Below are 25799 nucleotides of genomic sequence, written 5' to 3'. Positions count from 1 at the left end.
CGGAAATATATCGCGGTACACTAAACCGGGCAAACGGAGCTTGCCCGGCTTATTTTCAAATATCCCGGCTGGATCTACAGAAAACTCTTTCCGTTTTCGCCAGCTGAAATGCCAAGATGCTTGGCAACAGACTCACCGATATCAGCAAAAGTCGGACGTTTTCCGATGTCGGAACCCTGCTCACCTTTCACCAGAGCCAGCACAGGCACGTGCTCGCGGGTGTGGTCTGTGCCTTTCCAGGTTGGGTCACAACCGTGGTCAGCAGTCAGGATCAACAGGTCGCCGTCGTTCATCTTTTCGATCATCTCTGGCAGACGCTTATCGAAGTGTTCCAGAGCTGCGGCATAACCCGGTACGTCACGGCGGTGGCCGTAGAGCATATCGAAGTCGACGAAGTTAGAGAACACAAGGTCTCCGTCTTTCGCCAAGTCCATTGCTTCCAAAGTGCGGTCAAAGAGCTGATCGTTGCCAGCGCCCTTCAGCAATTTGGTGATGCCTTGAGCTGCATAGATGTCGGAGATCTTGCCGACTGCAATCACCTGACGACCAGCATCTTCCAGACGGTCCAGAACAGTTGGAGCCGGTGGAAGAACAGAGTAATCGCGACGGTTTGCAGTACGCTCGAAGCCAGCTTCCTTAGATCCAACAAACGGACGAGCAATCACACGACCGATGTTGTAATCGTCCACCAGCGTGCGGCACTTCACGCAGAGGTCCAGCAGGCGCTCAAGGCCAAAGCTCTCTTCGTGTGCTGCAATCTGCAGAACGCTGTCCGCAGAGGTGTAGATGATTGGCTTGCCGGTTTTGACGTGCTCTTCACCGAACTCTTCAATAACGACAGTACCGGAACCATGTGTCAGGCACAGAACGCCTGGCAGCTCACCCACTTCGATGATCTTTTCGACCAGCTCAGCAGGGAAAGATGGGTTTTCATCCGGGAAGTAGCCCCAGTCGAACGTGACTGGTACGCCAGCGATTTCCCAGTGACCGGATGGTGTGTCTTTGCCGTTGGAAACTTCAGCAGCAAAACCCCAATGGGATTCTGGAGTGCCGGAGAAATCCAGGCCTTTAACGTCTTTGCCAGTGGATGCACGAGCGGCAGCGCCCAGCCCAAGACGATCCATGTTAGGCAGAGACAGAGGACCGCTGCGCAGACCTTCTTTATCGCCTTTACCTTCTGCACATGCATCGGCAATGTGACCGAGGGTGTCGGAGCCGACATCGCCAAACTTGTCAGCATCGTCGGCTGCGCCGATACCGAAGCTGTCGAGTACACACATAATTGCGCGTGGCATTCGCGTTTCCTTAAGTCTTTGGAGGACAGCTCTCAGTCAGATAATGTCTGCTCTAATGAGGTGAGAGGCTGTCCTGCCAGTTAATTATAGCTGCGCTGATTAAGGCGCAATACGGTCACGGATGGTGTCGAATTCTTTGACGTCCGCTGCAGAACCGAAGGTGTAAGCGTCACGCAGAACTTTCTCTGCACGCTCTACCTGATCTTCGGTGTGTGCATGGATGATAGCGATTGGAGTTTCGCTATCTACAGATGTGCCAACACCAGCGATGTCTGTGAGGCCAACAGCTGGATCGATTTCGTCCGCTGCTGCACGACGACCACCGCCGAGTTCAACAACTGCAAGACCAACTGCACGTGCATCAACACCAGTAACCAGAGACGCTTCCGGCATGTAAACTGGACGCTGGATCGGAGCCTTCGCAAGGTATGCTTCTGGCTTCTCCATGAAGTCGTTAGGACCGCCGAGTTCACCGACCATCTTGCCGAAGAGTTCAGCTGCCTTACCAGAGGTGAAGGCTTCTTCCATCTTCTTCTTACCGTCATCAACGGAGTCAGCAAGACCTGAGTTGGCAAGACCTTCTGCACCAATTGCAACGGTCACATCCCACAGACGGTTGTCGACGTGAGTGCCTTTCAGGAAGTCTACAGCGTTCTGAACTTCGATCGCGTTACCAGCTGCAGATGCCAGAGACTCGTTCATATCTGTCAGCAATGCGGTGGTTTTAAGACCAGCGCCGTTTGCAACAAGAACAAGGCTTTCAGCCAGAGCTTTTGCGTCTTCGTAGTTCGCCATGAATGCGCCGGTGCCCCACTTAACGTCGAGAACCAGAGTTTCAAGGCCAGCAGCCAGCTTCTTGGAGAGGATGGACGCGGTGATGAGATCAATGCTCTCAACAGTCGCGGTCACATCACGGATACCGTAGAAGCGCTTGTCAGCAGGTGCGAGGTCACCAGTCTGGCCGATGATTGCACAACCAACTTCACGAACAACCTTGCGGAACAGTTCGTTGGATGGTTTTGCAGAGTAGCCAGGAATGGTTTCCAGCTTGTCCAGAGTACCACCGGTGTGGCCGAGGCCACGACCGGAGATCATTGGAACTGCAGCACCATTTGCAGCCAGTGCAGGCGCAAGCATCAGAGACACGTTGTCGCCAACACCACCAGTGGAGTGCTTGTCAACGATTGGTGCTTCGATGTCGGACCAGTCGAGAACGTCACCGCTGTCGCGCATGCCAAGGGTCAGAGCGACGCGCTCGTCAACGCTGAGACCTTTGAAGAACACAGCCATTGCCAGAGCAGCAACCTGTCCTTCAGTTACGCTGTTATCGGTGATGCCCTTTACGAAGAACTGGATTTCTTCTGCAGTCAGGACTTCGCCTTCACGTTTCTTACGAACGATTTCTTGAGGAAGCATATCAGTAGGTCTCTTTAGTGTCGTTATCACGGCCTTCGATGCCAGCGAGCACTGCGTCGAGCAGGCCACTTGCGCCGAAACGGAACGTTGCTGAAGATACCCAGTTGCTGCCCATCAGTTCGTCAGCCAGTTTCAGGTATTCAGCTGCTTCTTCTACAGTGCGCACACCACCAGCTGGCTTGAAGCCAACAACGCGGTGATCTTCCTTGGAAGTTTCACGCAGAACATTGAGCATGATTTCTGCAGCTTCGAGAGTTGCGTTGACTTTCACCTTGCCTGTGGAGGTTTTGATGAAGTCTGCACCCTGCGCAATAGAAATTTCAGAAGCCAGGTGGATCAGACGAGGATCCTTCAGCTCACCGGTTTCAAGGATAACCTTGAGCTGTGCTGGAGCAGGAATTGCGTCACGAACCTGTTTAATCTGATCTTCAGCGAAACCGCGACGGCCTTCTGCGAATGCGCGATATGGCATGACGAGGTCAATTTCGTCCGCGCCGTCAGCGAGAGCCTGTTTGGTTTCTTCGATCACTGCTGCTGTGTCTTCACCGCCAGCCGGGAAGTTTACAACGGTTGCGATGCGAACCGGAGAGTTCTTCAGCAGTTCAGCTGCCTGCTTAATAAAGCGAGGCCAGATGCAGATGGCTGCAGTGTGCCCGTAAGGTGTAGAGGAGCGCTCAATAAGTGCTGCTACATCTTCTGCGGTGCAGTCATCGTTCAGGTTGGTAAGATCGATAAGTCCTAGAGCACGCTTTGCTATTTCTTTTGTTGATGCTTCGGTCATTTTGCCAGTTTCCTTCAAGCCATGTTTTTGAGGAAGGCACGCAAAATCTTTTTGATCTTGGCCGCTCCAAGCGGGGCCATTTCCTTGGTTTCATCATGAGAGAGGCCGTGGGCTTGTAGGCCAGCTCCCATATTGGTGATGGTGGAGATTGCTGCGACGCGCATGCCGAGGAAGCGAGACATAATCACTTCCGGTACGGTGGACATGCCAACGGCATCAGCACCGAGCACCTGAGACATGCGAATTTCTGCCGGGGTCTCGAAAGACGGACCGGAGAACCACATGTAGACGCCCTCTTCGAGATCTTCACCAACTTCAGCAGCTGCTTTTTTGAGCTGCTCACGAAGCTCTGGGTCGTATGCGGCGGAAAGGTCGAGGAAACGACTCTCGTCTTCTTCGCCGATGAGCGGGTTCAGACCAGACCAGTTGATGTGGTCGTTGATCAGCATTGGAGAACCCGGTTTGATGTTTTCACGCAGGGAACCCGCAGCATTGGTTGCAACGATTGTTTCACAGCCAAGTGCTTTGAGGGTCTCAAGCGGAGTGCGCATTACGGATGGGTTGCCGCTCTCATAGTAGTGTGCACGACCGGACAGAATAATGACCGGAACACCTTCCAGAGTGCCTGCAACCAGCTCACTTGCGTGCGCGGTAACAGAAGAGACAGGGAAACCGGTGAGGCGGTTGTATGGAACGCGTACTGCGTCTTCCACTTCCTCAGCCAGGGAACCCAGACCAGAACCGAGGATCATCCCAACTTTGTAATCACCTGGGCGAGCAGCGCGTACAATTTCCGCTGATTCCTTACCAAATCCGCTCATAATCAATCCTCAATCTGTTCATTCAATTCAAAGCCAGCAGGCAGCAGTTCTTCCATGGTGAAGGTTTTACGCAGACCTTCTAGATTGGCTACATGGATCTTGATCTGCTTGTTGCTCGCAAATTCCGAAAGTTTTTGACGACAACCACCACATGGTGTGCACAGCGCGGCGTCTGCCAGAACTACAACTTCATCAATCTTGGAAGAGCCGCCGCGGATCATGGCCGCGATTGCTCCGCCTTCAGCACAGGTGCCTTCCGGGTAGGCGCCGTTTTCGACGTTACACCCGGAGACCACTTTGCCATCAGAGGTGAGCAATGCAGCGCCCACCTTGAAGTTGGAGTATGGCGCATAGGCGGTTTCTCGCGCCGCCTTTGCTTCTTCGAAAAGCTTGTCAAATGCGCTCATTATTATTGTCCTTATGTACGCTCTTTAACGTAAGGGATACCAGATGCCTTCGGTGGGATTGCGCGACCAATGAAGCCGGCAAGAAGAACCACAGTCAGCACGTACGGCAGAGCCTGGAAGACCTGAACAGGTACTTCACCAATTCCAGGAATTTCCTGGCCCTGAAGACGGATTGCCAATGCATCAAGGAAGCCGAAGAGGAGACAGGTGAACATGGCGTTCACTGGCTTCCACTTAGCGAAGATAAGAGCTGCCAGAGCAATAAAGCCCTTACCCGCACTCATGTCCTTAATAAAACCAGCGCCCTGCGCAACAGACAGGTAAGCACCGGAGAACCCGCAGAGAATACCACAGATGATTGTCGCACGGTAACGTAGCAGTGTTACTGATAGACCCGCAGTATCAGCAGCGGAAGGATTCTCGCCTACTGCGCGAAGACGCAGGCCGAAGCGTGTTCTGAACACGATCCACCAGGTCAACGGTACGGCAGCAAAGGATGCATAAACCAGGATGTTGTGACCGGAGATCAGATCTGCATAGATCGGGCCGAGCACAGGGACGTTCGCCAGAGTATCGGCGAATGGCAATGTAATGCTTTCAAAGCGTGTTGCTGGAGACAGCGCCGGAGTCCGACCACCTTGAGAGAACCATGCCTGACCAAGCAATACGGTCAGACCAGCCGCAAGGAAGTTGATCGCCACGCCAGACACCACCTGGTTACCGCGCTGGCTGATGGATGCATAACCGTGCACCAGAGCCAGAAGAACGGAAACGATGATGCCCGCAAGAAGGCCGATCCATGGGCTCTGGAAAACATAGGCCGCTGCAGCTGCTGCAAATGCAGCGCCGAGGATCTTACCTTCCAGACCAATATCGACGATACCGGAACGCTCTGAGAACAGGCCAGCAAGGCACGCAAACAGAAGAGGAGTTGACAGGCGGAATGTACTGTCGAGAACAAGAATGATTGTGTCTAACATGTCCGTCTCCTTAAGCTTCTGCTGTGTTTGAAGAGAAGCGATCGAAGAACGCTACGACTGCTGGGCGGAACATATGCTCAAGTGCACCAGCGAAGAGAATAACCAGGGCCTGAATAACCACGATCATGTCGCGTGAGATTGTTGGGATTTCGAACGCCAGTTCTGCGCCGCCCTGATAGAGCAGACCGAAGAGCATGGATGCGAGAATAATCCCGATCGGATGTCCTCGTCCCATCAGGGCAACCGCGATACCAACGAAGCCAGCACCACCTGCGAAGTCGAGAAGCAGGCGTGTCTGCTCACCCATCACAACGTTGATGCCCATCAGACCAGCAAGAGCACCGGAAATCAGCATGGTCACAACGGTGATGCGAACCGGAGAGATACCAGCATAAGACGCTGCATCAGGGTTCTTACCAAAGCTGCGGATTTCGTAGCCGAGCTTGGTGTGCCAGATGAGAAGCCAGACAACCACACAAACTGCAAGAGCCAGGAAGAACGCCAGGTTCACAGGAGACTGACCGAAGTCGAAGCTTGTGAAGACGTTTCTGAGCAGCGGAAGCTGACCACCTGCCTCGAAGTTACGGGAGGAAGGAGACATGGTGCCCTGAGGGATCAGGACGTTAGACAGCAGGTACACCATCAGCGCGGATGCGATGAAGTTGAACATGATTGTCGTAATAACGATGTGGGATCCACGCTTTGCCTGCAGATATGCTGGGATGAATGCCCAAGCTGCACCGAAGAGCGCGCCGCCTGCAATCGCAAACGGGAATGTGATCCACCATGGAACGAAGCGGTCCATAGCAAGACAGACCAAAGCGATACCCAGACCACCTACGTAGGCCTGACCTTCACCACCAATGTTAAACAGACCAGCATGGAAGGCGACTGCCACTGCCAGACCGGTAAAGATAAAGTTTGTTGCGTAGTACAGGGTGTAGCCGATGCCTTCACCGTAACCCAGAGCGCCCCATACAAGCCATTTAACAGCTTCGAACGGGTCTTCGCCAATTACTACAACCACCAAGCCAGAAACGATGAATGCCGCGATCAGGTTGAGGGCCGGTAGCAGACCGTAATCAACCCAACGAGGAAGTTGCCCCTTACTCATTTCTGTGTTCCCCCAAATGTCAGGTCAAAGCAAATATTATTGTGAAACAGGTTGTTCATGATCATTCTGCTGCCTCTTGATTGACACCAGCCATGAGGAGACCAAGATCCTGCTCTGTTGCTTCGGCCCCACGCTCACCGACCACGTTGCCATCAAACATGACAATGATGCGGTCTGAGAGAGAGCGAATTTCGTCTAGTTCTACGGATACGAGAAGGACTGCTTTGCCTTGGGCGCGCATGTCCATGATCCGGTTATGGATGTACTCAATCGCACCGATATCAACACCGCGTGTTGGCTGACCGATCAGAAGAACGTCTGGATCGCATTCGATTTCGCGTGCCAGAACGATTTTCTGCTGGTTACCGCCTGAGAATTTCGCGGCTGCCATTTCAGTGGTTGGAGGACGGATGTCGTACTTCTCGATGCGTTCGTTTGCTTCCTTGCGGATCGCGCCCTTATCGAGGAACAGACCTTTTGAGTACTTTGGTTCGCGGTGGTAGCCGAGAATGGAGTTCTCGTACTCAGCGAACGCGTTGATCAGACCCATGCGGTGGCGATCTTCTGGCACGTGGCTCATGCCGCGCTGGCGCATCTCTGCTGCATCGTGTGCTTCGGAGAGGTCCAGTTTCTCGCCAACCAGTTCCATCTTACCGCTTTCAGCGCGGGTAATACCGGAAAGAGCTGCAAGAAGCTCTGACTGGCCGTTACCGGAAACGCCTGCGATACCAAGAACTTCACCTGCGCGTACTTCGAAGGATACGTCCTTCACGCGCAGAACACCGCGCTCGTCGCGTACGTTGAGGCCTTCCACTTTAAGGAGTGGCTTGCCAACTTCCACTTCAGGCTTATCAACTTCGAGGAGAACGCTGCGGCCAACCATGAGTTCGGCCAGTTCTTCCATGGAAGTTTCAGCAGTTTTGCGTGACGCAACCATTTCACCACGACGCATCACGGAAACCGTATCGGTCACATCCATGATTTCGCGCAGTTTGTGGGTGATCAGCAGAACTGTCTTGCCCTGATCGCGCAGTACGCGAAGGATGCGGAAGAGGTGATCAGCTTCAGCAGGTGTGAGCACACCTGTAGGCTCATCAAGGATGAGAATGTCTGCACCACGGTAAAGAGCCTTCAGGATCTCTACGCGCTGCTGCAAACCAACTGGCAATTCACCCACGACTGCGTCTGGGTCAATTGTCATGTCATATTCGTCTGCCAAACGCTTAAGTTCGCGACGTGCGTTTGCGACACCGTCTTTCAACAGTGCGCCGCCCTCAGCGCCAAGAATAACGTTTTCTAGAACTGTGAATGGATCGACGAGCATGAAATGCTGGTGCACCATACCGATGCCCTGCGCAATCGCGCTCTTCGAATCAGGAATAGTGGTTGCCTTACCATCGACTTTAATTGTTCCGCTATCGGCGTGATAAAAGCCGTAGAGGATCGACATCAAGGTGGACTTACCCGCTCCGTTCTCACCAATGATCCCGTGAATGGAACCTTTTCCAACTACAAGGTCAATGTCCTTGTTCGCTTGAACAGGCCCAAAACTCTTACTTACGCCAATTAACTCGATGGCAGGTACATTGCTTTCAGCCACTGTTGCCCGGCCTTTCTGGTCTATCAAATCAATAACTTGCGCATCGATCTTATTCCCTGCTTTCGAAGTACACCGTTTCAAAAGCTTTGCCCCACCCCCAGGAGAAGCAGCGAACAGATCCCAATGCAGTTTCCTCGTTTCCCCCTCAACCTTCGCTCCCAAAGGCTGAAATCTCTACGTGGGCTACAGGGGCGCAAGTCCCTCATAATTTCCTTCAGAACATCAAAGCTCCGAAGAAGTGGTCGTCCCGAAGAACAACCGTAAGCGAAAATGCCCACACCAGGTAGTGCGGGCACTTCTATTAAATTAGAACGGGCAGGTAGAATCCACCATGTAATCGTGAACTTCTACTTTGCCAGAAATAATATCCATCTTCGCCTGCTCAACTGCAGACTTCATATCTTCACTGATAAGCGGCTTGTTGTACTCATCGTAAGACCAGGAAACACCATTCTCAGCAAGGCCGAGTACTTCAACACCAGAAGTCCACTTGCCTTCCTGTGCGTCTGTCAGTGTCTTATCGACAGCTACATCTACGCCCTTGATCATGGATGTCAGAACGGAACCTGGGTGCAGGTGGTTCTGGTTGGAGTCTACGCCGATACCCAGTTTGCCTTCGTCAGCTGCTGCCTGAAGAACACCAGTGCCGGTGAGGCCAGCTGCATGGAATACAACGTCTGCACCGCGTGCGAACTGAGAGCGCGCGAGCTCACCACCCTTGAGTGGGTCAGTCCATGCTGCGCCGGTGGTTCCGGTCATGTTTTCAATGACTTCAATGTCAGGCTTTGCGTATTTCGCACCCTGCTTGTAGCCACATGCAAACTTGCGGATCAGCGGAATGTCCATACCACCAACAAAACCAATGGTGTTGGATTCAGTTGCCATTGCTGCCAGCAGACCAACGAGGAACGAGCCTTCGCCTTCCTTGAAGACGATGGAACGTACGTTTGGCAGGTCTACAACTGCGTCAACGATAGCGAAGTGCGTGTCAGGAAACTCTTTCGCAACTTTCTCCAGCGCTGCTGCCTGAGCAAAACCAATCGTGATGATTGGATCGAGGCCGCGACGAGCGAAGTTACGCAGAGCCTGTTCGCGCTGAGATGGATTCTGGATCTCAAAATCGCGGAACTTTACGCCTGTGCGTTCTTCAAACTGCAATGCGCCTTTGTAAGCAGCTTCATTGAAAGACCGGTCGTTACGACCGCCGAAGTCGTAAACGACTGCGGGCTTGAAAGTTTCTGCCATTGCTCCTGTCGTCATGACGGCTGCCAGGGCAACTGCACCGAGGATTGTTGTGGTTTTCACGGTTTCTTCCTTATTATAGTCTTTCCTTAGAGCGGAAAGGGCTCTTCCTTAAAAGAACGGGCTTCCAACTTATGCTGTTGTTTCGAGCTCGTTCTCTTTCAGCAGGCCAGCGAGTTCTCTGGCCAATACCTCGTCGATGATCAGATCCTTGATGATACCGGTCGCAAGTGCCGCCAGTGTTGCTTTCGCTTTGCGGTAGCCGCCAACGATTGCGACGACATGCGCCTTACGGACTTCATCAAAGTGCAATCCGACTGCTTTTTCGTTTAGAGAACAGGACACTTCATTGCCGTTAATATCGACAAAGCGGCCCATCACGTCAGAACACGCGCCGCTGTCCAGCAGTTCTTCGCGTTCTTCTGAGGTAATCAGCTTGCGCTGTACCAGGTGACCTTCCTTCTCTACAGATCCGATACCGATGATGAACAGCTCGGCAGCCTTCGCTTTGGAGAGCAGTTCCTGCACTGCGCCCTGAGAAACGAAAGTGTCTCTTTCTGCTTTAGTTTCAGCGATATACGGAACAGGAAGGTAGAAACCTTCACCGCCGGTTTTTGCGCAAAGCTGCTGCACAACATCATACGGGTTGGCAGAAAGGCGGCGGGTGAGCGAGCCGGATACAGACAGCAGCTCAAGCTCAGGAAGATGGACACGAGGCATGGCCTCGATGGTGGACTGGAGCGTCCGGCCCATACCTACGCCGATGCGCTTAGGCGGGTTTGTTGTAAAAAGTGAATGAAGATATTGGCCTGCAAATGATGAAACTGCCGTGAAAGAGTCGGCTTCGTCGCCGCTGCCAAGATCTGGAGCAATAAAGCAATTTTCCAGATTCATTCGCTTACAGAGAAATTGTTCTAATTCAACGCATTCAGAAGGCCGGGCTTCGATATGAAATTTTATCAAGCCTTCTTTTTGAGCATGTGCTATTAGGCGATGAACCTTTGCAGGAGAAACCCCAAGGCGGCCAGCAATCTCCCCCTGAGTGCTTCGGCCAATGAAAGACATCCAAGCGGCTCTAATGGCCAAAGATGTGGTCCATTCGTCTGCCTTCATGGTCTAGCCTCTTATATTCCTATATGGTTTTCTGGAGATTCCTCCAGAATCCATTCCCAAATTTCCGTCTGAAATGCCCAGTTTCAGAGCTTCTGAGCACTCCCCCAAATCAGAAAAGAATATTTCTTCACGAGGTGAGAAATATTTCAAACACACATTTGCATTAGGTGAAACGGAAGGTCAAGGAAATAAAGGTCGCGATTTGCAGAATCTTACTGCTAGCTAACTAAACCACTGTTTTTGCCATACTAATAAAATCAAATAGTTTCGATTCAAGTACTTGCGGAAATTACTTAGGTGTCGACTCACTCTGAGAGACCAAATCGCAAAGCGATCATGAAGAAATTAATCAACTTTATGTAACATTTGATCAACTCTGAATATTAGTGAAATAAACAAAATATTTTCAACGCACTAACTCGGTGATCATTTGTCGCCGCAAAATCTTCAGATTGCGTTTACTGGCAAATCAAACAGTTATTTTCGACAGAGCCAGCTTAATACAACCCTATATATATCAATGCTAGTGAATGGTCTTCCACATTCATGGATGACCTAAGGAATACTATGGATGTAACCTGTTTTCGTTAGCTCAGTGCCGATTACAGCAAAAATAAAAAATTGAGGTGGGGAGGTCGTGACCGGGACACCCTGAACCTTGTAAAAAAGGAGGCTGAAAATGCGGCCCATGTGCACAAAGACCCTCAAAGCGATTGCGGGCGCATTCGCACTTGGTGGTTTCTTGTTCTCAACCCCCATCCTGGCTAATTCTAACACTCATGCATCTTTGAATTTCGACATGTCTAAGGAAGTGGACCTTGAACTGGTTCTGGCCGTGGACATTTCGCAGAGTATGGACCCGGAGGAACAGCGCGTTCAGAGAGAAGGGTATGTTGCGGCACTGACATCTGACGAAGTGCTTGATGCGATCAAATACGGCCCCATCGGTCGCATTGCTGTTGCCTATATGGAGTGGGGCGGGAAGGACGAGCACTTTGTTGTTGCGGACTGGACCGTCATTTCAGACAAGGCATCGGCTGGCAAGTTTGCTGGCAAAATCGCGGAGGCTCCTTTGCGCCGTGTACAACGCACCTCCATTTCCTCGGCTCTGACGCAAGCGGTCAATCTGGTTACGGCCAATGAGTATAACGGCATGCGTCGTGTCATCGACATTTCCGGCGATGGTCCGAACAATCAGGGTAGTGCAGTGACCGAAGCGCGCGATGCTGCGATCGCGCAAGGTGTTACGGTCAATGGCTTGCCACTGATGCTGAAGGAAGAGAGCATCTCCTGGCAGTCCATGCTGCATCTGGACCATTACTATGAGGACTGTGTCATTGGCGGTCCGGGCGCATTTTCGATTCCCGTGCGCTCTAAGGAAGGCTTCAGTGATGCAATCCGTATGAAGCTTGTGTTGGAGATTGCCGGTCTTGTCGATGACCAACCCAAGTTCATCCGCGCCAAGTCCCGCAGAGATACGGTGATGTGCTCGCTGTTTGACTAATGCACTCAGGCTCCGAAAGGTTTCGGAAACCTGTGCATGACCTGCTGCCGTTTGTCGCCGCTCAAATAACAGGCACAAACGGCGCAAGTTGTCTCTTTCAAACCCTGTCAAGACGCGCTAAAGGATAAGTAATCCCAAGAGGCTTAGAGCATGCCGCGTACATTTTCAGGCAAGCTCTGAGCTTTTGTTTGTGCGTGTCCCAGTCCGAATTAACGGATCCACCTCCGGGATGCGCTCCAGCGACGTGTTGACGGAGCCAAAATGACTGAGCGTAGAACTCTCGCCCTTATCGCCCACGATGCCAAAAAAGATGAAATGGTCGCGTTTGCCAAACAGCATGAAAGCAAACTGGCGGACTATAAGCTCTTTGCGACGGGTACAACGGGTGGCCGTATTCAGGATGCATGCCCTTCTCTGGATGTAGAGCGCATGAAAAGCGGTCCGCTTGGCGGTGACCAGCAGATTGGTGCGATGATTGCCGAGCGTGCGCTGGATGGTCTGTTCTTCTTTGTCGATCCGCTTTCCCCTATGCCGCATGATGTGGACGTGAAGGCACTGATGCGTCTGGCGCTTGTCTATGATATTCCGATGGCCCTGAACCGCAGCACTGCAGACATCATTTTGCGTTCTGCACGTCTTGCAGGGCTCTCTACCTCTTCCCAGACACCAGAAATTTCCAGCCAATAATAAAGTCACACTTATAAATGCTGCACTCTGCTCCGCTTACAAGAAACCTGCCCTATCCGGTCCTTGTCGCTGACATCGGCGGCACCAATGCCCGCTTTGCGCTGATCGAAGGCCCTAATGAGCCGACCAAACTTTGTGGTCAGGAAGGGACGAAAGCGCATGCGACCATTCAGGATGCCATTCGTGCCGGTGTTCTGGACCAAGGTTATGCTGCTCCACGCTCTGCTGTTCTGGCTGTTGCGGCTCCTGTTTCCAGCGACCGGATTGCGTTGACCAACGCCAGCTGGGTGATTGAGCCCCCTGCCCTTATTAAAGAGCTTGGGCTGGAGCAGGTTGTTATTCTCAACGACTTTGAAGCACAGGCGCTTGCCTTGCCTTCCCTCTCACCAATGGATGTTGATCAGGTGGGCGGCGGTGAAGCTGTCCAGAATGCGACCAAATTTGTTGTTGGGCCGGGCACCGGGCTTGGCGCTGGCGCGATGATCCGGTCTTGCGGCAAGTGGATTCCGGTTCCGGGCGAAGGCGGCCATGTGGAACTTGGCCCGTTGAGCGACGAAGAGTATCGCATCTGGCCGTATATCGAGCGCATTGGTGGCCGTGTTGGCGCTGAGCAGGTTGTTTGCGGAGCTGGACTGGTTCGCCTTGCCAAAGCCGTTCTGCAGGCTGACGGAGTGCACCGCACCTATGAGAAGCCATCTGATGTGCCTTTGGCAGCCGATGACGGGGATGAGGTTGCACAGAAGGTGCTGCGGCTGTTCTGTGCTGCGCTTGGCCGTGTGGCTGGTGACTTTGCTATCACCAATCTGGCGCGTGGTGGTGTGTATCTGGCTGGCGGCATTCCGCCAAAGATCTCGCATTGGCTGCACGGTGGTGAATTCCGGGCTGCTTTTGAAGCCAAGGCTCCGCATGAAGGCATCATGAAGTCCATTCCGACTTACATCATCACGCATAAGAGCCCTGCCCTTGAAGGCCTTGCGGCTTATACTCGTGCGCCGGATGAGTATCTGGTGGACCTGACAGGCCGCAGCTGGCACCGCAAGGACACCAAGACTGCGGACTAAGTCCGGGCCAAAATTCCAATTTGACTGGAAGCAGCTTCGCATAGTTTAAGGTCTGGCAAGCTGCTTCAACTTTTTGACGCCTATATTTTGCGGAGCCCATGACGTCTTCCTCTTTGCCAATCGATGCGATCCTGCCGGATCTGCTCACAGCTCTTGAGCAAAACACCAATGCAGTGCTGGTCGCTGAGCCGGGTGCGGGTAAAACAACGCGCGTTCCGCTGGCTTTGCTGGATGCGTCCTGGCGGGAAGATGGCAAGATCATTGTGCTGGAACCACGTCGCCTTGCCGCGCGTGCCGCTGCTCGGCGCATGGCCCATACGCTTGGTGAGAGCGTTGGCGAGACGGTTGGTTATCGCGTGCGCATGGACAGCAAGGTTTCCGCAAAGACCCGCATTGAGGTTGTAACCGAGGGTGTCTTCACCCGCATGATCCTTGATGACCCGGAGCTTTCCGGCGTAGCTGCTGTGCTCTTCGATGAATACCATGAGCGCTCCATGGATGGTGATCTGGGCCTAGCGCTGGCTCTGGATGTTCAGGAAGCTTTGCGGGATGACCTGCGCATCGTCCCAATGTCTGCAACGCTGGATGCAGCAGAGGTTTCCAAGCTGCTGGATGATGCACCGATCCTGAAGAGTGAAGGCCGTCAGTATCCGGTTGAGACGCACTACATTGGCCGCGATCCACGAGGGCGGTTGGAAGATCAGATCGCGCGGGCCGTTCGTTCTGCTCTTGCAGAAGAGACTGGCTCCGTCCTTGTGTTCTTGCCGGGACAAGGTGAGATCAAGCGTACGCAGTCTTTGTTGGAAGGTCGCGTTGGCGCTGATGTGGACATAGCTCCGCTTTACGGCGCGCTGGATAGCAAAGCGCAGGATCTTGCCGTTCGCCCAGTTAAGGCAGGACGCCGGAAAGTGGTGTTGACCACGGCGATTGCCCAGACCTCTTTGACCATTGAAGGCGTGCGCATTGTTATCGACTCCGGCCTTTCCCGCGTCCCTCGCTATGACCCGCAAACTGGGCTGACCCGTCTTGAAACTGTGAAGGTTTCCCGCGCAACTGCTGAGCAACGCAAGGGCCGTGCAGGTCGTGTGGAACCGGGCATTTGCTATCGGCTTTGGGAAGAAGCGCAGACCAAAGCGCTGCCTGCTGCTGAAAAGCCAGAGATTCTGGAGAGTGATCTTTCCGGCTTGGTGCTGGATGTGGCGAACTGGGGTGTTGCTGATCCTGCACAGTTGAGGTTCATGACCCCGCCTCCCGCGGCTGCATGGTCTGAAGCCAAAGAACTGCTGGAAGAACTGGATGCGCTGGACGCGGACGGTAGCCTGACGAAAGCAGGGCGTGATCTTGCTGGTCTGCCATTACATCCCCGTCTTGGACATATGCTGGTTCAGGCTGCACAGGAAGATCAGGCAGAACTGGCTTCTTTGATCGCTGTGACCATCGGCGAGCATGGGCTGGGTGGCCGATCCACGGATCTTCGTGATCGTTTGCGCCGATTGATGCAGGACCAGAGCCAACGGGGTAAGGAAGCTCGCGCGCAAGCGAAGCGCTGGGTGAAGCTGGTTGGGGGGCATTCTTCTCAGCGCGCCAATTTTGAGGATGCAGGCGACATTCTCAGCCTTGCTTATCCGGACCGCATTGCGCAGCAGCGCGGCGCTCGGGGCAGCTTCCGTCTTGCCAATGGCCGGGGTGCGCAACTGGAAGAGAGCGAAGCGCTCTATACAGAGAAGTTTCTCAGCATTGCGGAAGTTACCGGCACCGCTGCCCGTGCGCGTATTCTGCTGGCCGCTCCGCTTTCCTTTAAAGAACTGGAAGCCCGCTTTGGCTCGCACATTCGCGAGAAAGAGTACGTGCAGTTTATGCCTGATGGTGTCATCAAGGCCGTTCGACAGCGTGTGCTCGGCAAGTTGGTGCTGGACGAGAAGAAGATTTCTGATCCGGACCCGGAAGCTATCACCGATGCTCTTCTTGAACAGATTGCCCGCAAAGGCTCGGCGCGGCTGCCATGGAGCAAGGATCAGCAGCGCTATCGCGGGCGAGTGAACTATCTGCGTGAAACCGTCGGAAAAGAGTGGCCGGATCTGAGCGATAAGGCTCTGGATGCTGATTTTGGCTGGTTGCGACCGTTTTTGGCAGGCAAGACTGCTCTCTCGCAGGTGGATGCAAGCACGCTGGGTGATGCGCTGTCCACGCTTGTTCCGTGGGAGTTGAGCACTGAGCTGGACAATCTGGCCCCTTCTCACTTCGTGGTGCCGACAGGATCGCGCATTCCGATTGAATATGATGGCGAACAGGGGCCGATGCTTTCCGTTCGGGTGCAGGAGTTGTTCGGGCTTGCGCAGCATCCAAGCATTTGCGGCGGAAAGATCCAGTTGGTGTTGCAACTGCTCTCTCCTGCCCAGCGGCCAATTCAGATCACAAAGGATCTGCCGGGGTTCTGGCAAGGATCATGGGCAGATGTAAAGGCTGATATGAAGGGGCAGTATCCGAAACATCCTTGGCCGGATAATCCGCTTGATGCGGAAGCGACGCGCCGGGCGAAGCCGCGCAAGTAGAGTTCGTCGCGCATTCTTCTCCGAAAACCGGTTCCCACTTTTCGGGAATACGCCATAAAAAAAAGCCGGAGAGCGCGTCTCTCTCCGGCCTTTCAAAATCATGCGTGTAAAGCTTATTCGCCTTCGTTTGCAGGGGTTGCCTGCAGCAAGCCGTAGCGCTCGACGCCGATCTTTTCCAGAAGTTCCAGCTGGGTTTCGAGGAAGTCGATGTGACCTTCTTCGTCTGCCATCAGGTCTTCAAAGAGTTTCATGGTGACGTAGTCGCCTTCTTCGCGACAAACTTCGCGTGCTTCCTTGTACAGAGCACGTGCGGAGTATTCGCCAGCCAGATCGCATTCAAGGCATTCCTTGAGGTCCTGACCGATGCGCAGCGGATCAAGTGTCTGCAGATTCGGATGACCTTCGAGGAAGATGATGCGCTCGATCAGCTTGTCAGCATGTTCCATCTCTTCGATGGACTCTTCGCGTTCTTTCTTTGCAAGCTTTGTGAAGCCCCAGTCTTCAAGGAGACGGTAGTGCAGCCAGTATTGATTAACTGCAGTCAGCTCGTGGCGGAGCGCCTTATTGAGATATTCCAGTACTTTAGGTTCACCCTTCATGTCACTCTCTCCTTGACAAATTGAGGTATTGACCTTTTTTAGAATAATTCCAAGTTACTGTCCAGAGTCATCTTTAACTTGTTCAGCCTCAGCATATACAACTTCGATGATGCTTTTAAAGCAACCACCACATTTTGGCCTGTACCCGAGGTGACGAAATACCGCTCCCGGAGTGGGGACTCCACCCTCCGGATTCTCACAAAGCTCCCGTGCAGCTTGTTTTATTTGTTTGTCATTAATGACGTTGCAGTGACAAATGATCATTGTTGGTTGCTTTCGGGCTCCCAATTTCGCTTGCAAAGCATTATATAATCTGTAGATCTCTTAAAACTAGAGAATAATACTCCAGTTTCCTGCAGTCCTATCACGAGCAAAGCCCCTATGAACACCAACCAAACGACGAAGGATCTCCGCAAGACAATCGTTTTGACAGGTGCGAGCCGCGGAATCGGCCACGCAACGGTAAAAAAGTTTTCTTCGGCGGGTTATCGGGTCATTAGCTGTTCCAGACAACCCTTTTCTGACAAGTGTCCCTGGCCATCCGGACCGGAAGACCATATTGAGGTCGACCTGGGTGACGCGGAAAATCTGGAAAAAGCAGTTGCCCAGATTAAAGAGCGTCTTCAGGACAATGGTTCAATGTTGCACGCCTTGGTCAATAACGCCGGCATCAGCCCGAAGGATGATGAAGGCCAGCGCCTCGATTCTCTGACCACGCCAATGCAAACATGGCGAAATGTGTTTCAGGTAAACTTCTTTGCACCAATTATGCTGGCTCGTGGTTTGTTTGATGAGTTGAAGGCGGCCAGAGGTTCTGTTGTGAACGTCACCTCCATTGCTGGTAGCCGGGTCCATCCATTCGCTGGTACCGCTTATGCGACCTCCAAGGCAGCTCTTGCTTCCCTCACGCGCGAAATGGCAGCTGACTTTGGTCCGCATGGTGTACGCGTCAATGCGATTGCTCCAGGTGAGATTGATACCTCCATCCTGTCACCGGGCACTGAGAAGATCGTCGAGACCATTCCGATGCGCCGTCTGGGCAGTACGTCTGAGGTGGCTGATACCATCTACTTCCTGTGTTCGGCCCCATCTTCCTACGTGACAGGCGCTGAAATACATATCAACGGCGGTCAGCACGTTTAAACGCGTTCTTATGTGAAACGTGAAAGGGGCGCTTTGAGCGCCCTTTTTTGTGGCTGGTGGAGGGGATCTACTCGCCTCTGACGCTGGCAATTTTTCTTAGCTCTTTTTTATGGATCCTTTGATTTAGTTAGCTGGTTGCAGCAGGAAGTCTCGGGGAATCAAGCACATGCCAGCGGTTAATTTGAAAAGAGTGCCTATCGTTCTTTACGGCATGGTGCTCCTCATCATTCTGCTCGGCATCGTACAGCAGGTGTTTGTTGACACGATTGGCATCGAAACACCGCTGAAAGACCTGCGTCACATCTCGCTGGATGAGGAACTCAACCTCGGCGCCTGGTTCTCTTCCATGGTGATGTTGTGCATCGCCGGACTGACGGCCCTCATTGGCGTGATTGAGCGACATTCTGCCAAGCCTCAAAACTGGCTTTACTGGATGGGATTGGCGCTTGGGTTTCTCTACATGTCAGTTGATGAGAACATCGCGATCCATGAGGTGACTATTGATCCGCTGCGCAATGCCTTTGATCTGAGCGGTGCTCTTTACTTCGCCTGGGTTTTGCCTGCGGCGTTCCTGGTTGGAGCACTGGGGTTGGTTTACCTGCGCTTCCTTATTCGGCTTCCACGGCGGTTTGCTGTGCTGTTCGTGATTTCAGGCAGCATCTATCTTTCTGGTGCAATTGGTTTTGAGATGCTGGGAGCTGTGTTTGCAGGCAGCGAGGGATATAACTCACTTGGATATAAGATCTTTTATATTTTGGAAGAAAGCTTTGAGCTGATCGGCCTGACGACCTTCCTCTCCGCATTGCTGGCCTATCTGGGCGAGGTGCACGGATACGCGGCCATCACCTTCCAGCGCGCTCAAAATGCTGGCTATGTGACATTGGAGAAGTGAGGAGAAGGGACAAGGCCCCTCCTCCCAAAACGCTTAATTGGATGCAGCAACAGCACGTTTTGCCATAACCGTCACCAGATTGGCGCGATACGCGGCAGTGCCGTGAAGGTCGGAAAGCATGTTATCAGCAGATGGCGCCATGCCAGCAACAGCATCAGCTGACCAGTTACTATCCAACGCCTTTTCCATGTCCTGCATGCGGAACACACCGTCCTGTCCAGCACCAGTCACCGCAACACGTGCACCAGCGCTCGTCTTCGCCACAAACACCCCTGCCATCGCATAGCGGGACGCTGGGTTCGGGAACTTGGCGTAAGCCGTGTTGGATGCGGTTGGGAAGACAACCGCAGTCACGATCTCATCTTCATCCAGCGCTGTTTCGAACATGCCGGTAAAGAAGTCTTCCGCAGAGAACTCGCGTTTGTTGGTCTCGATGGTTGCACCGAGTGCCAGCAGAGCTGCTGGATAATCCGCTGCCGGATCGTTGTTGGCAATGGAACCGCCCATGGTCCCCATATGACGAACGTGAGGATCGCCGATGGTGTTTGCCAGATCAGCCAGTCCCGGAAGAGCGGCTTTGACATCTTCGTTGGCAGCAACATCTGCATGGCACGTTGCTGCGCCTATGCGAATTGAGCCGTCAGCTTGTTTCACAATGCCAGCGATTTCATCGATATGGCGTAGGTCGATCAGATCGCTTGGTGCAGCAAGGCGTTGCTTCATGGTTGGGATCAGGGTCTGACCGCCAGAAAGCAGTTTGCCGTCGTCTGCGTTTTTCAGCATTGCCGCAGCATCTGACACTGTCGATGCGCGATGGTATTTGGTCTCGTACATTTTTAGCCTCCCATCCCCTAATGGGGTCTTTGGCAGAGTTGCTATGAGTTTAAATCGGATAATTCGGCTTTCGGATACGGAATGGCTTCCAGATCTGAGAAGAAAATCTTGCGGTTCTGCTCACCGTGGATCAGTTGGCCAAGCCGTGCAGCTCTTTCAAAAAGAACGGCAGCTTCGCCTTCTTCACCTGAAAGCAGAGTGGCACGTGCGAGAAGCTCAGAGGCGTAGGCATGGTCGAAGTCCGCCATGTCGTCTTGATGAGCTTCGGTCATGTCCATTGTCTGCCGGGCGTAACGCATTGCTGCTTCACGATTTTCGAGCAGAACATGGACACGGCCCACGAGCCACAATCCGCGTTGATGATTGGCTTTCGTCCCTATCTGAAGCCAGTGCCAGAGGCTGGCATGAGCGACATGGAGCATCTCGTCATTGTCCTCAGGCGAGCGGCCTTCTTTTTCAAGAAGAGCCCATGCCCGCTGGTTGAGTTCAATGGCAATGAACTTGTGATCCAATGTCGGTTTTGCGCCAGCCTGTGTCACCGCTTTACTCCGCCGCCTGCTTCATGCCGTTGTCCTGAATGAGTTGCCAGACGCGGTTTGGCGAAGCAGGCATATTCATGTCGCGGATGCCAATAGCGTCCGTTACGGCGTTGATGACAGCAGGTGGTGATCCGATCGCGCCAGCTTCACCGCAGCCTTTCATGCCGAGCGGGTTGCCCGGGCATTCGGTGACTGTGGTTTCCAGCTTGAAGGATGGAACATCATCTGCGCGTGGCATGGTGTAGTCCATGTAGGATGCGGTCAGCAGCTGGCCATCTTCGTCATACTGGGTGTTTTCCAGCATGGCCTGACCAATGCCCTGTACCAGTCCACCATGGACCTGACCTTCCACAATCATCGGGTTGATGATGGTGCCGAAGTCATCTGCCGCCACGAAGTTTTCGATGGAGACAACGCCGGTATCCGGGTCAACTTCCACCTCACAGATGTAACAGCCAGCTGGGAATGTGAAGTTGGTTGGATCGTAGAATGCCCCTTCCTTCAGGCCCGGTTCCATGCCTTCCGGCAGGTTGTGGGCGGTGTAAGCTGCAAGAGCGACTTCGGTGAAGGTGAGCTTCTTATCGGTGCCAGCGACTTTGAGTTCGCCGCCCTCGATTTCGATATCGCCTTCAGAGGCTTCCATCAGGTGTGCTGCAATCTTCTTCGCTTTGGCTTCAACCTTGTCGAGGGCCTTGGCAATTGCAGACATGCCGACCGCACCTGAGCGTGAGCCGTATGTGCCCATGCCCATCTGCACCTTGTCGGTGTCACCATGCACGATGGAAATGCTTTCCGTTGGCAGACCAAGGCGATCTGAAACCAGCTGTGCGAAGGTGGTCTCGTGACCCTGACCGTGGCTATGCGAACCGGTGAGAACCTCAATGGTTCCAACGGCGTTCACGCGGACCTCAGCGGATTCCCAAAGACCAACGCCAGCACCAAGAGAACCAACGGCCTGAGACGGTGCGATGCCGCATGCTTCAATGTAGCAGGACATGCCCATGCCACGGAGCTTGCCAGCAGCCTCGGACTGAGCCCGGCGCTGAGCGAAGCCGTCGTAATCGATGGCCTTCATGGCTGCATCGAGGGAGGCTTCGTAATCACCAGCATCATAGGCCATGATCACAGGTGTCTGGTGCGGGAACTCGCGGACGAAGTTGATGCGGCGGAATTCTGCTGGCGCCATGCCAACTTCTTTCGCAGCAGTTTCCATCATGCGTTCCACCACATACGTGGCTTCCGGACGACCAGCACCACGGTACGCATCCACCGGAGTGGTGTTGGTGTAGACCGCTTTCACATTCGCGTAGATGTTTGGAATGTTGTATTGGCCGGATAGCAGCGTTGCGTACAAGTAGGTTGGAACAGAGGATGAGAACAACGACATGTAAGCGCCAAGGTTGGCGACTGTCTTCACGCGGAAACCGGTGATCTTGTTGTTCGCATCTAGTGCCAGTTCTGCGGTTGTGTGATGGTCACGACCATGAGCATCTGTGAGAAATGCTTCTGTGCGATCTGAGGTCCATTTTACTGGACGCCCAACACGCTTTGTTGCCCAGAGGCAGGCGATTTCTTCTGGGTAGATGAAGATCTTAGAGCCAAAGCCACCGCCAACATCCGGTGCGATCACGCGCAGTTTGTTCTCAGGTGCCACGTTGTAGAACGCTGAGAGCACCAAGCGCGCCACATGTGGGTTCTGAGAAGTGGTGTAGAGCGTGTAATGCTCTTCTGATGGATCGAAGTGGGCCAAAGCCGCACGAGGTTCCATTGGGTTTGGAACAAGGCGGTTGTTGTCAATGTCCATCGTGGTGACATGCGCAGCATTTGCAAATGCTTCGTTGGTTGCTGCTTCCTCACCGATCTCCCAATCGTAGATAAGGTTGCCTGCTGCTTCCGGATGGAGTTGCGGCGCACCTTCTTTCAACGCATCAAGGCTATCGACAACGGTTGGCAGCTCTTCATACTCCACGACAACAGCTTCGGCTGCATCACGGGCCTGTTGCTGGGTGTCAGCAACGACAATCGCGATGGCCTGCCCCACGTAGCGGACGATTTCGGATTCCAGAGCACGGTAAGCGCCCATGTTCATTGGAGAGCCGTCTTTGGAGTGGATCATCCATCCGCATATGATGTTGCCGATACCGTCTGCCACCAGTTGGTGGCCGTTCAGAACAGCATCAACGCCCGGCATTTTCATCGCTTCGTCCGTATTGATGGACGTGATGCGTGCGTGAGCGTGTGTTGAACGAACGAAAGCCGCATAGCCCATGCGAGGCATGGTCATGTCATCCGTGTAGCGGCCATTTCCTGTCAAAAATCTTTTGTCTTCCTTGCGCAGCACTCGTGCGCCAATTCCTTCTGCTGTCATTTCCATCCCCTCCCGGAAGGTTAACTTCAGCAACTGTCATAGAGCCCGGGCGTCCAACGCACCTGAAACAGGGCGTCGCCGGACTACAGAGCAGTCAATTCTGGATTATTCTGCGGCTTCGAGGACTTCCGCCATTTCGTCAGCAGCGGCTTTGATTGCCTTGACGATGTTGTGGTAGCCGGTACAGCGACAGATGTTGCCTTCCAGCTCATGGCGAATTGTTTTTTCGTCCAGATCGGTACCAAGGCGATTGACCATATCGATTGCGGACATGATCATGCCAGGCGTACAGAAACCACACTGAAGGCCGTGATTTTCCTTGAAGGCTTTCTGCATGATGTGCAGCTGGCCGTTTTGAGAAATGCCTTCAATGGTGGTGACAGCAGAACCGGATGCCTGCACAGCAAGCATGCTGCAGGATTTGACTGCCTTGCCGTCCATATGAACAAGGCAAGCTCCGCACTGTGAGGTGTCACAGCCAACGTGCGTTCCGGTTAGTCCCTGATTTTCGCGCAGAAATGTAGACAAAAGGGTGCGGTCTTCGACCTCACCAGAAATCTGCTTTCCATTCACCGTCATAGAGACAGTCGTCATGGTTTTCCTCCCTCAATAAAGCCTGCATTTCGCGTCCGCAGACTATGAAGCCAACAGCCCTGATCAGGATCTCCCGTCCTATCAACGCAGTTGGTTGTAATTTAGGCCAAAGGCCTTGATATTCGGCGGGGTCATTCATCAATCAAGTGCCCTCTCCGCACCCGACTGATTACGACCGCCAAATTCTTAGGTTCCAAGCAACCAATAAAGTCCAAGTAAAACAATAAGGGCGATCAAGCCCCAACCCAGCGGACCACCTAAAAATCCTTTGCCCGCCGCAACTTCAACCTTCTCCTCAACATCCTTAACTGCATCTTCCAATGCGTGCTCTGCATCGGCGATTGCTTCGACTGATCCTTCAATGGCGTGCTCGTTGGCAATTGATTTTGCTTTTTCAATCAAGCCCTGATCCAGTTCAACGGACTCAAGCGCCTCGTCCTTGTCCGCCGCAGGTGTTCCACCGAGTTCTCTATTCAGGTTAGAGAAGAACTCTTCCGCCATTTTCTTGGCTGTTGAGTCGATCAGTCGGTTTCCTAGCTGAGCAAGTTTGCCACCAACCTTTGCATTAACCTCATAACTCAGAAGAGTGCCATCCCCACTCTCTGACAGGGTTACATCTGCCGAGCCCTTCGCAAAACCTGCAACGCCGCCTTTGCCTTCACCAGAGATCTTATAGGAGTTTGGCGGGTTCAGATCAGAGAGCGTCACTTCTCCTTTGAACTTCGCCTTCACCGGGCCAACCTTGGCTGTGACCGTTGCGGTCATTTCGGTGTCAGAAGTTTTTTCCAGACTATCGCAACCGGGGATACACTTTTTCAGCAACTCAGGATCGTTGAGAGCTTCCCAAACCTTTTCCTGACTCGCAGGTATTTGCTGCTCTCCAGACATTTCCATGGATCGGCCCCCTCGTTCTTTTCAGTGCTTCCTTTAGGTAGGCTCCGCGCCTTAAGGTCACTTTTGCATTCCACGTCATGTAGATTGGACTTAAATCGAGTGAAAAGACAAGTACCTCTCGTGTTAAAATTGTCATGGATGCTCAAAACTTCTTTTCAGAAGACAATGACGTTTTATCAGTCCTGAGATATGCTGGAGTTTCCCCGCTGTGGATACTCACTTAACGGTAAAGAGCTTGTTTTGCGCTAAAGCGTTGACCAGAGGGCGTCATCGCCTTAATGCCTTTTCATTAAATAAACGAATTCAGCGTGAGGCCTTGCCTTGCGTTTGTGCGCAGAAAATCAAAGGCAACATCCTTGAGTAAATCACCAAAAGGCGGCGCTCCACGGGCCCGCAATGCGCAATCCAAAAAAGGCGGTTCGCGGAAGGACAATGGTCCGAAGCGCAGCTTTGCCGCTAAACGCGATAATCGAGACGGACGCGACACACGCCCTGCCCGCGACGCTCGTGGTGGCCAGAAGGAAAACACGGCTGCAAACCGTTCAAATCGACGTGAGCAACCACGTTCAGCTCCGGCACCTGTTGCCGTTGAGCCGATTGTGCGCGAACACAAGCCAACCTCTGCCTGCTTCGAGACACCTGCCAGCGTTTTGCCTGTGATGGTGGAGATGAATGGCTGGGAAGACTATGCGCTGCTGGACATGGGGCATGGCCAGAAGCTGGAACGGTATGGTCGCTACACGGTCATTCGCCCAGAAGCTCAGGCCATGGGTGCGCCGCGTCTTCCGGAGAGCGAATGGAAGCGCGCTGATGCGATCTTTACCGGCGATGTTGAGGAAGAAGGTCCGGGGCGCTGGAAGTTTGCCAAGCAAGTCGATGAAATCTGGCAGATGAAGTACGGACCGGCCACCTTCAACGGCCAGTTCATGTCCTTCCGTCATGTTGGCGTGTTCCCGGAACAGGCGGCCCACTGGGATTGGGTTGGTCAGCAGATCAAGAAATCTGACCGCCAGCTGAAGATCCTCAACCTGTTTGGATACACCGGACTGGCATCGCTGCTGCCTGCTGCCCTTGGCGCGCATGTTACTCACGTGGATGCTTCCAAGAAAGCCATTGGCTGGGCTCGCGAAAACCAAGAGCTTTCTGGCCTTGAAGACAAGCCAATCCGCTGGATTTGTGATGACGCTATGAAGTTTGTGGAACGGGAAGTGCGCCGTGGAAACACCTATGACGGCATTATCCTCGACCCGCCAAAGTATGGCCGCGGACCGAACGGTGAAGTCTGGGACTTCTTTGAGAATGTGCCGCACATGCTGGCTTGTGTGCGCAAGCTGCTGTCACCGAATGCACAGTTCCTGCTGAT

At 53.3% G+C, this 25799-nt stretch carries 24 protein-coding genes; 7 read left to right on the top strand and 17 right to left on the bottom strand.

Annotation, left to right across the window (positions count from 1 at the left end):
- Positions 1–74: 74 nt before the first annotated feature.
- The 10 genes from PJE062_RS22630 to PJE062_RS22585 form a co-directional block, all read right to left on the bottom strand.
- A complete protein-coding gene (locus PJE062_RS22630) occupies positions 75–1295 on the bottom strand; it encodes a phosphopentomutase (protein ID WP_008552389.1) in 1221 nt (406 codons plus the stop codon).
- 99 nt (positions 1296–1394) lie between these two features.
- Positions 1395–2711 carry a thymidine phosphorylase gene (deoA, locus tag PJE062_RS22625; protein ID WP_008552418.1) on the bottom strand — a complete coding sequence of 439 codons (1317 nt, stop codon included), beginning with the start codon at positions 2709–2711 and terminating at the stop codon, positions 1395–1397.
- Position 2712: 1 nt separating this feature from the next.
- On the bottom strand, positions 2713–3492 hold the full coding sequence (gene deoC / locus PJE062_RS22620; RefSeq protein WP_008552310.1) for a deoxyribose-phosphate aldolase: 780 nt from the start codon (positions 3490–3492) through the stop codon (positions 2713–2715).
- 14 nt (positions 3493–3506) lie between these two features.
- Positions 3507–4313: a purine-nucleoside phosphorylase gene (locus PJE062_RS22615; RefSeq protein WP_008552326.1), complete on the bottom strand. Its 807-nt coding sequence runs from the start codon at positions 4311–4313 to the stop codon at positions 3507–3509.
- Between the two features lie 2 nt (positions 4314–4315).
- Complete coding sequence (gene cdd / locus PJE062_RS22610) at positions 4316–4720, bottom strand: cytidine deaminase (RefSeq protein WP_008552457.1); 405 nt, start codon at positions 4718–4720, stop codon at positions 4316–4318.
- Between the two features lie 11 nt (positions 4721–4731).
- A complete protein-coding gene (locus PJE062_RS22605; protein WP_008552286.1) occupies positions 4732–5700 on the bottom strand; it encodes an ABC transporter permease in 969 nt (322 codons plus the stop codon).
- A 10-nt stretch (positions 5701–5710) separates the two neighbouring features.
- Positions 5711–6814, bottom strand: a complete 1104-nt coding sequence (locus tag PJE062_RS22600) for an ABC transporter permease (RefSeq protein WP_008552481.1) — start codon at positions 6812–6814, stop codon at positions 5711–5713.
- Positions 6815–6875: 61 nt separating this feature from the next.
- Complete coding sequence (locus tag PJE062_RS22595; RefSeq protein ID WP_008552295.1) at positions 6876–8414, bottom strand: ABC transporter ATP-binding protein; 1539 nt, start codon at positions 8412–8414, stop codon at positions 6876–6878.
- 306 nt (positions 8415–8720) lie between these two features.
- On the bottom strand, positions 8721–9719 hold the full coding sequence (locus PJE062_RS22590; protein ID WP_008552342.1) for a BMP family protein: 999 nt from the start codon (positions 9717–9719) through the stop codon (positions 8721–8723).
- A gap of 69 nt (positions 9720–9788) precedes the next feature.
- The gene (locus PJE062_RS22585; RefSeq protein ID WP_014283869.1) at positions 9789–10721 is read right to left on the bottom strand and encodes a sugar-binding transcriptional regulator; all 933 of its coding nucleotides are present in this window, start codon (positions 10719–10721) and stop codon (positions 9789–9791) included.
- Between the two features lie 727 nt (positions 10722–11448).
- Here PJE062_RS22585 and PJE062_RS22580 point away from each other — a divergent pair.
- From PJE062_RS22580 to hrpB, 4 genes are all read left to right on the top strand, one after another.
- On the top strand, positions 11449–12273 hold the full coding sequence (locus tag PJE062_RS22580) for a DUF1194 domain-containing protein (RefSeq protein WP_208609126.1): 825 nt from the start codon (positions 11449–11451) through the stop codon (positions 12271–12273).
- Between the two features lie 261 nt (positions 12274–12534).
- Positions 12535–12960 (top strand): methylglyoxal synthase, encoded by a 426-nt coding sequence (locus PJE062_RS22575; protein ID WP_008552320.1) that lies wholly within the window; start codon positions 12535–12537, stop codon positions 12958–12960.
- Between the two features lie 17 nt (positions 12961–12977).
- On the top strand, positions 12978–14021 hold the full coding sequence (gene glk, locus PJE062_RS22570; RefSeq protein ID WP_008552505.1) for a glucokinase: 1044 nt from the start codon (positions 12978–12980) through the stop codon (positions 14019–14021).
- 98 nt (positions 14022–14119) lie between these two features.
- Positions 14120–16573: an ATP-dependent helicase HrpB gene (hrpB, locus tag PJE062_RS22565; protein ID WP_008552478.1), complete on the top strand. Its 2454-nt coding sequence runs from the start codon at positions 14120–14122 to the stop codon at positions 16571–16573.
- A gap of 113 nt (positions 16574–16686) precedes the next feature.
- On the opposite strand, the gene bfr is transcribed toward hrpB, so the two are convergent.
- Together bfr and PJE062_RS26195 are read right to left on the bottom strand one after the other, a co-directional pair.
- Entirely contained in the window at positions 16687–17172 is a 486-nt protein-coding gene (gene bfr / locus PJE062_RS22560; protein WP_008552486.1) for a bacterioferritin, read from the bottom strand.
- Positions 17173–17226: 54 nt separating this feature from the next.
- Positions 17227–17436: a bacterioferritin-associated ferredoxin gene (locus tag PJE062_RS26195; RefSeq protein WP_063286750.1), complete on the bottom strand. Its 210-nt coding sequence runs from the start codon at positions 17434–17436 to the stop codon at positions 17227–17229.
- A 117-nt stretch (positions 17437–17553) separates the two neighbouring features.
- On the opposite strand from PJE062_RS26195, the gene PJE062_RS22555 reads away from it, so the two are divergent.
- Together PJE062_RS22555 and PJE062_RS22550 are read left to right on the top strand one after the other, a co-directional pair.
- Positions 17554–18315: an SDR family NAD(P)-dependent oxidoreductase gene (locus tag PJE062_RS22555; RefSeq protein WP_008552480.1), complete on the top strand. Its 762-nt coding sequence runs from the start codon at positions 17554–17556 to the stop codon at positions 18313–18315.
- Between the two features lie 166 nt (positions 18316–18481).
- Positions 18482–19207, top strand: coding sequence for a hypothetical protein (locus PJE062_RS22550; RefSeq protein WP_208982444.1), 726 nt, complete (start codon positions 18482–18484; stop codon positions 19205–19207).
- 33 nt (positions 19208–19240) lie between these two features.
- On the opposite strand, the gene PJE062_RS22545 is transcribed toward PJE062_RS22550, so the two are convergent.
- The 5 genes from PJE062_RS22545 to PJE062_RS22525 form a co-directional block, all read right to left on the bottom strand.
- The gene (locus PJE062_RS22545) at positions 19241–20041 is read right to left on the bottom strand and encodes a xanthine dehydrogenase family protein subunit M (RefSeq protein WP_008552347.1); all 801 of its coding nucleotides are present in this window, start codon (positions 20039–20041) and stop codon (positions 19241–19243) included.
- Positions 20042–20082: 41 nt separating this feature from the next.
- Entirely contained in the window at positions 20083–20580 is a 498-nt protein-coding gene (locus tag PJE062_RS22540) for a hypothetical protein (protein WP_008552425.1), read from the bottom strand.
- Positions 20581–20584: 4 nt separating this feature from the next.
- Positions 20585–22948 (bottom strand): xanthine dehydrogenase family protein molybdopterin-binding subunit, encoded by a 2364-nt coding sequence (locus PJE062_RS22535; RefSeq protein WP_008552448.1) that lies wholly within the window; start codon positions 22946–22948, stop codon positions 20585–20587.
- 105 nt (positions 22949–23053) lie between these two features.
- Complete coding sequence (locus PJE062_RS22530) at positions 23054–23542, bottom strand: (2Fe-2S)-binding protein (protein WP_008552435.1); 489 nt, start codon at positions 23540–23542, stop codon at positions 23054–23056.
- A gap of 186 nt (positions 23543–23728) precedes the next feature.
- Positions 23729–24436 carry a carbon monoxide dehydrogenase subunit G gene (locus PJE062_RS22525; protein ID WP_008552452.1) on the bottom strand — a complete coding sequence of 236 codons (708 nt, stop codon included), beginning with the start codon at positions 24434–24436 and terminating at the stop codon, positions 23729–23731.
- Between the two features lie 356 nt (positions 24437–24792).
- Here PJE062_RS22525 and PJE062_RS22520 point away from each other — a divergent pair.
- The coding region (locus PJE062_RS22520) for a class I SAM-dependent methyltransferase (RefSeq protein ID WP_008552334.1) at positions 24793–25799 on the top strand (1007 nt) is incomplete at its 3' end.

It is taken from the genome of Pseudovibrio sp. JE062, from assembly GCF_000156235.1.
Taxonomy (GTDB): Bacteria; Pseudomonadota; Alphaproteobacteria; order Rhizobiales; family Stappiaceae; genus Pseudovibrio.
Note: the sequence above shows the minus strand (reverse complement) of the source record. Positions and strands in the feature narration are given on the sequence as shown.

Excerpts from the sequence above, each read along its gene's own strand:
- PJE062_RS22630 (WP_008552389.1), bottom strand. The coding sequence starts at position 1,295 with ATGCCACGCGCAATTATGTGTGTACTCGACAGCTTCGGTATCGGCGCA.
- deoA (WP_008552418.1), bottom strand. The coding sequence starts at position 2,711 with ATGCTTCCTCAAGAAATCGTTCGTAAGAAACGTGAAGGCGAAGTCCTG.
- deoC (WP_008552310.1), bottom strand. The coding sequence starts at position 3,492 with ATGACCGAAGCATCAACAAAAGAAATAGCAAAGCGTGCTCTAGGACTT.
- PJE062_RS22615 (WP_008552326.1), bottom strand. The coding sequence starts at position 4,313 with ATGAGCGGATTTGGTAAGGAATCAGCGGAAATTGTACGCGCTGCTCGC.
- cdd (WP_008552457.1), bottom strand. The coding sequence starts at position 4,720 with ATGAGCGCATTTGACAAGCTTTTCGAAGAAGCAAAGGCGGCGCGAGAA.
- PJE062_RS22605 (WP_008552286.1), bottom strand. The coding sequence starts at position 5,700 with ATGTTAGACACAATCATTCTTGTTCTCGACAGTACATTCCGCCTGTCA.
- PJE062_RS22600 (WP_008552481.1), bottom strand. The coding sequence starts at position 6,814 with ATGAGTAAGGGGCAACTTCCTCGTTGGGTTGATTACGGTCTGCTACCG.
- PJE062_RS22585 (WP_014283869.1), bottom strand. The coding sequence starts at position 10,721 with ATGTCTTTCATTGGCCGAAGCACTCAGGGGGAGATTGCTGGCCGCCTT.
- PJE062_RS22580 (WP_208609126.1), top strand. The coding sequence starts at position 11,449 with ATGCGGCCCATGTGCACAAAGACCCTCAAAGCGATTGCGGGCGCATTC.
- PJE062_RS22575 (WP_008552320.1), top strand. The coding sequence starts at position 12,535 with ATGACTGAGCGTAGAACTCTCGCCCTTATCGCCCACGATGCCAAAAAA.
- glk (WP_008552505.1), top strand. The coding sequence starts at position 12,978 with ATGCTGCACTCTGCTCCGCTTACAAGAAACCTGCCCTATCCGGTCCTT.
- hrpB (WP_008552478.1), top strand. The coding sequence starts at position 14,120 with ATGACGTCTTCCTCTTTGCCAATCGATGCGATCCTGCCGGATCTGCTC.
- bfr (WP_008552486.1), bottom strand. The coding sequence starts at position 17,172 with ATGAAGGGTGAACCTAAAGTACTGGAATATCTCAATAAGGCGCTCCGC.
- PJE062_RS26195 (WP_063286750.1), bottom strand. The coding sequence starts at position 17,436 with ATGATCATTTGTCACTGCAACGTCATTAATGACAAACAAATAAAACAA.
- PJE062_RS22555 (WP_008552480.1), top strand. The coding sequence starts at position 17,554 with ATGAACACCAACCAAACGACGAAGGATCTCCGCAAGACAATCGTTTTG.
- PJE062_RS22550 (WP_208982444.1), top strand. The coding sequence starts at position 18,482 with ATGCCAGCGGTTAATTTGAAAAGAGTGCCTATCGTTCTTTACGGCATG.
- PJE062_RS22545 (WP_008552347.1), bottom strand. The coding sequence starts at position 20,041 with ATGTACGAGACCAAATACCATCGCGCATCGACAGTGTCAGATGCTGCG.
- PJE062_RS22535 (WP_008552448.1), bottom strand. The coding sequence starts at position 22,948 with ATGACAGCAGAAGGAATTGGCGCACGAGTGCTGCGCAAGGAAGACAAA.
- PJE062_RS22530 (WP_008552435.1), bottom strand. The coding sequence starts at position 23,542 with ATGACGACTGTCTCTATGACGGTGAATGGAAAGCAGATTTCTGGTGAG.
- PJE062_RS22525 (WP_008552452.1), bottom strand. The coding sequence starts at position 24,436 with ATGGAAATGTCTGGAGAGCAGCAAATACCTGCGAGTCAGGAAAAGGTT.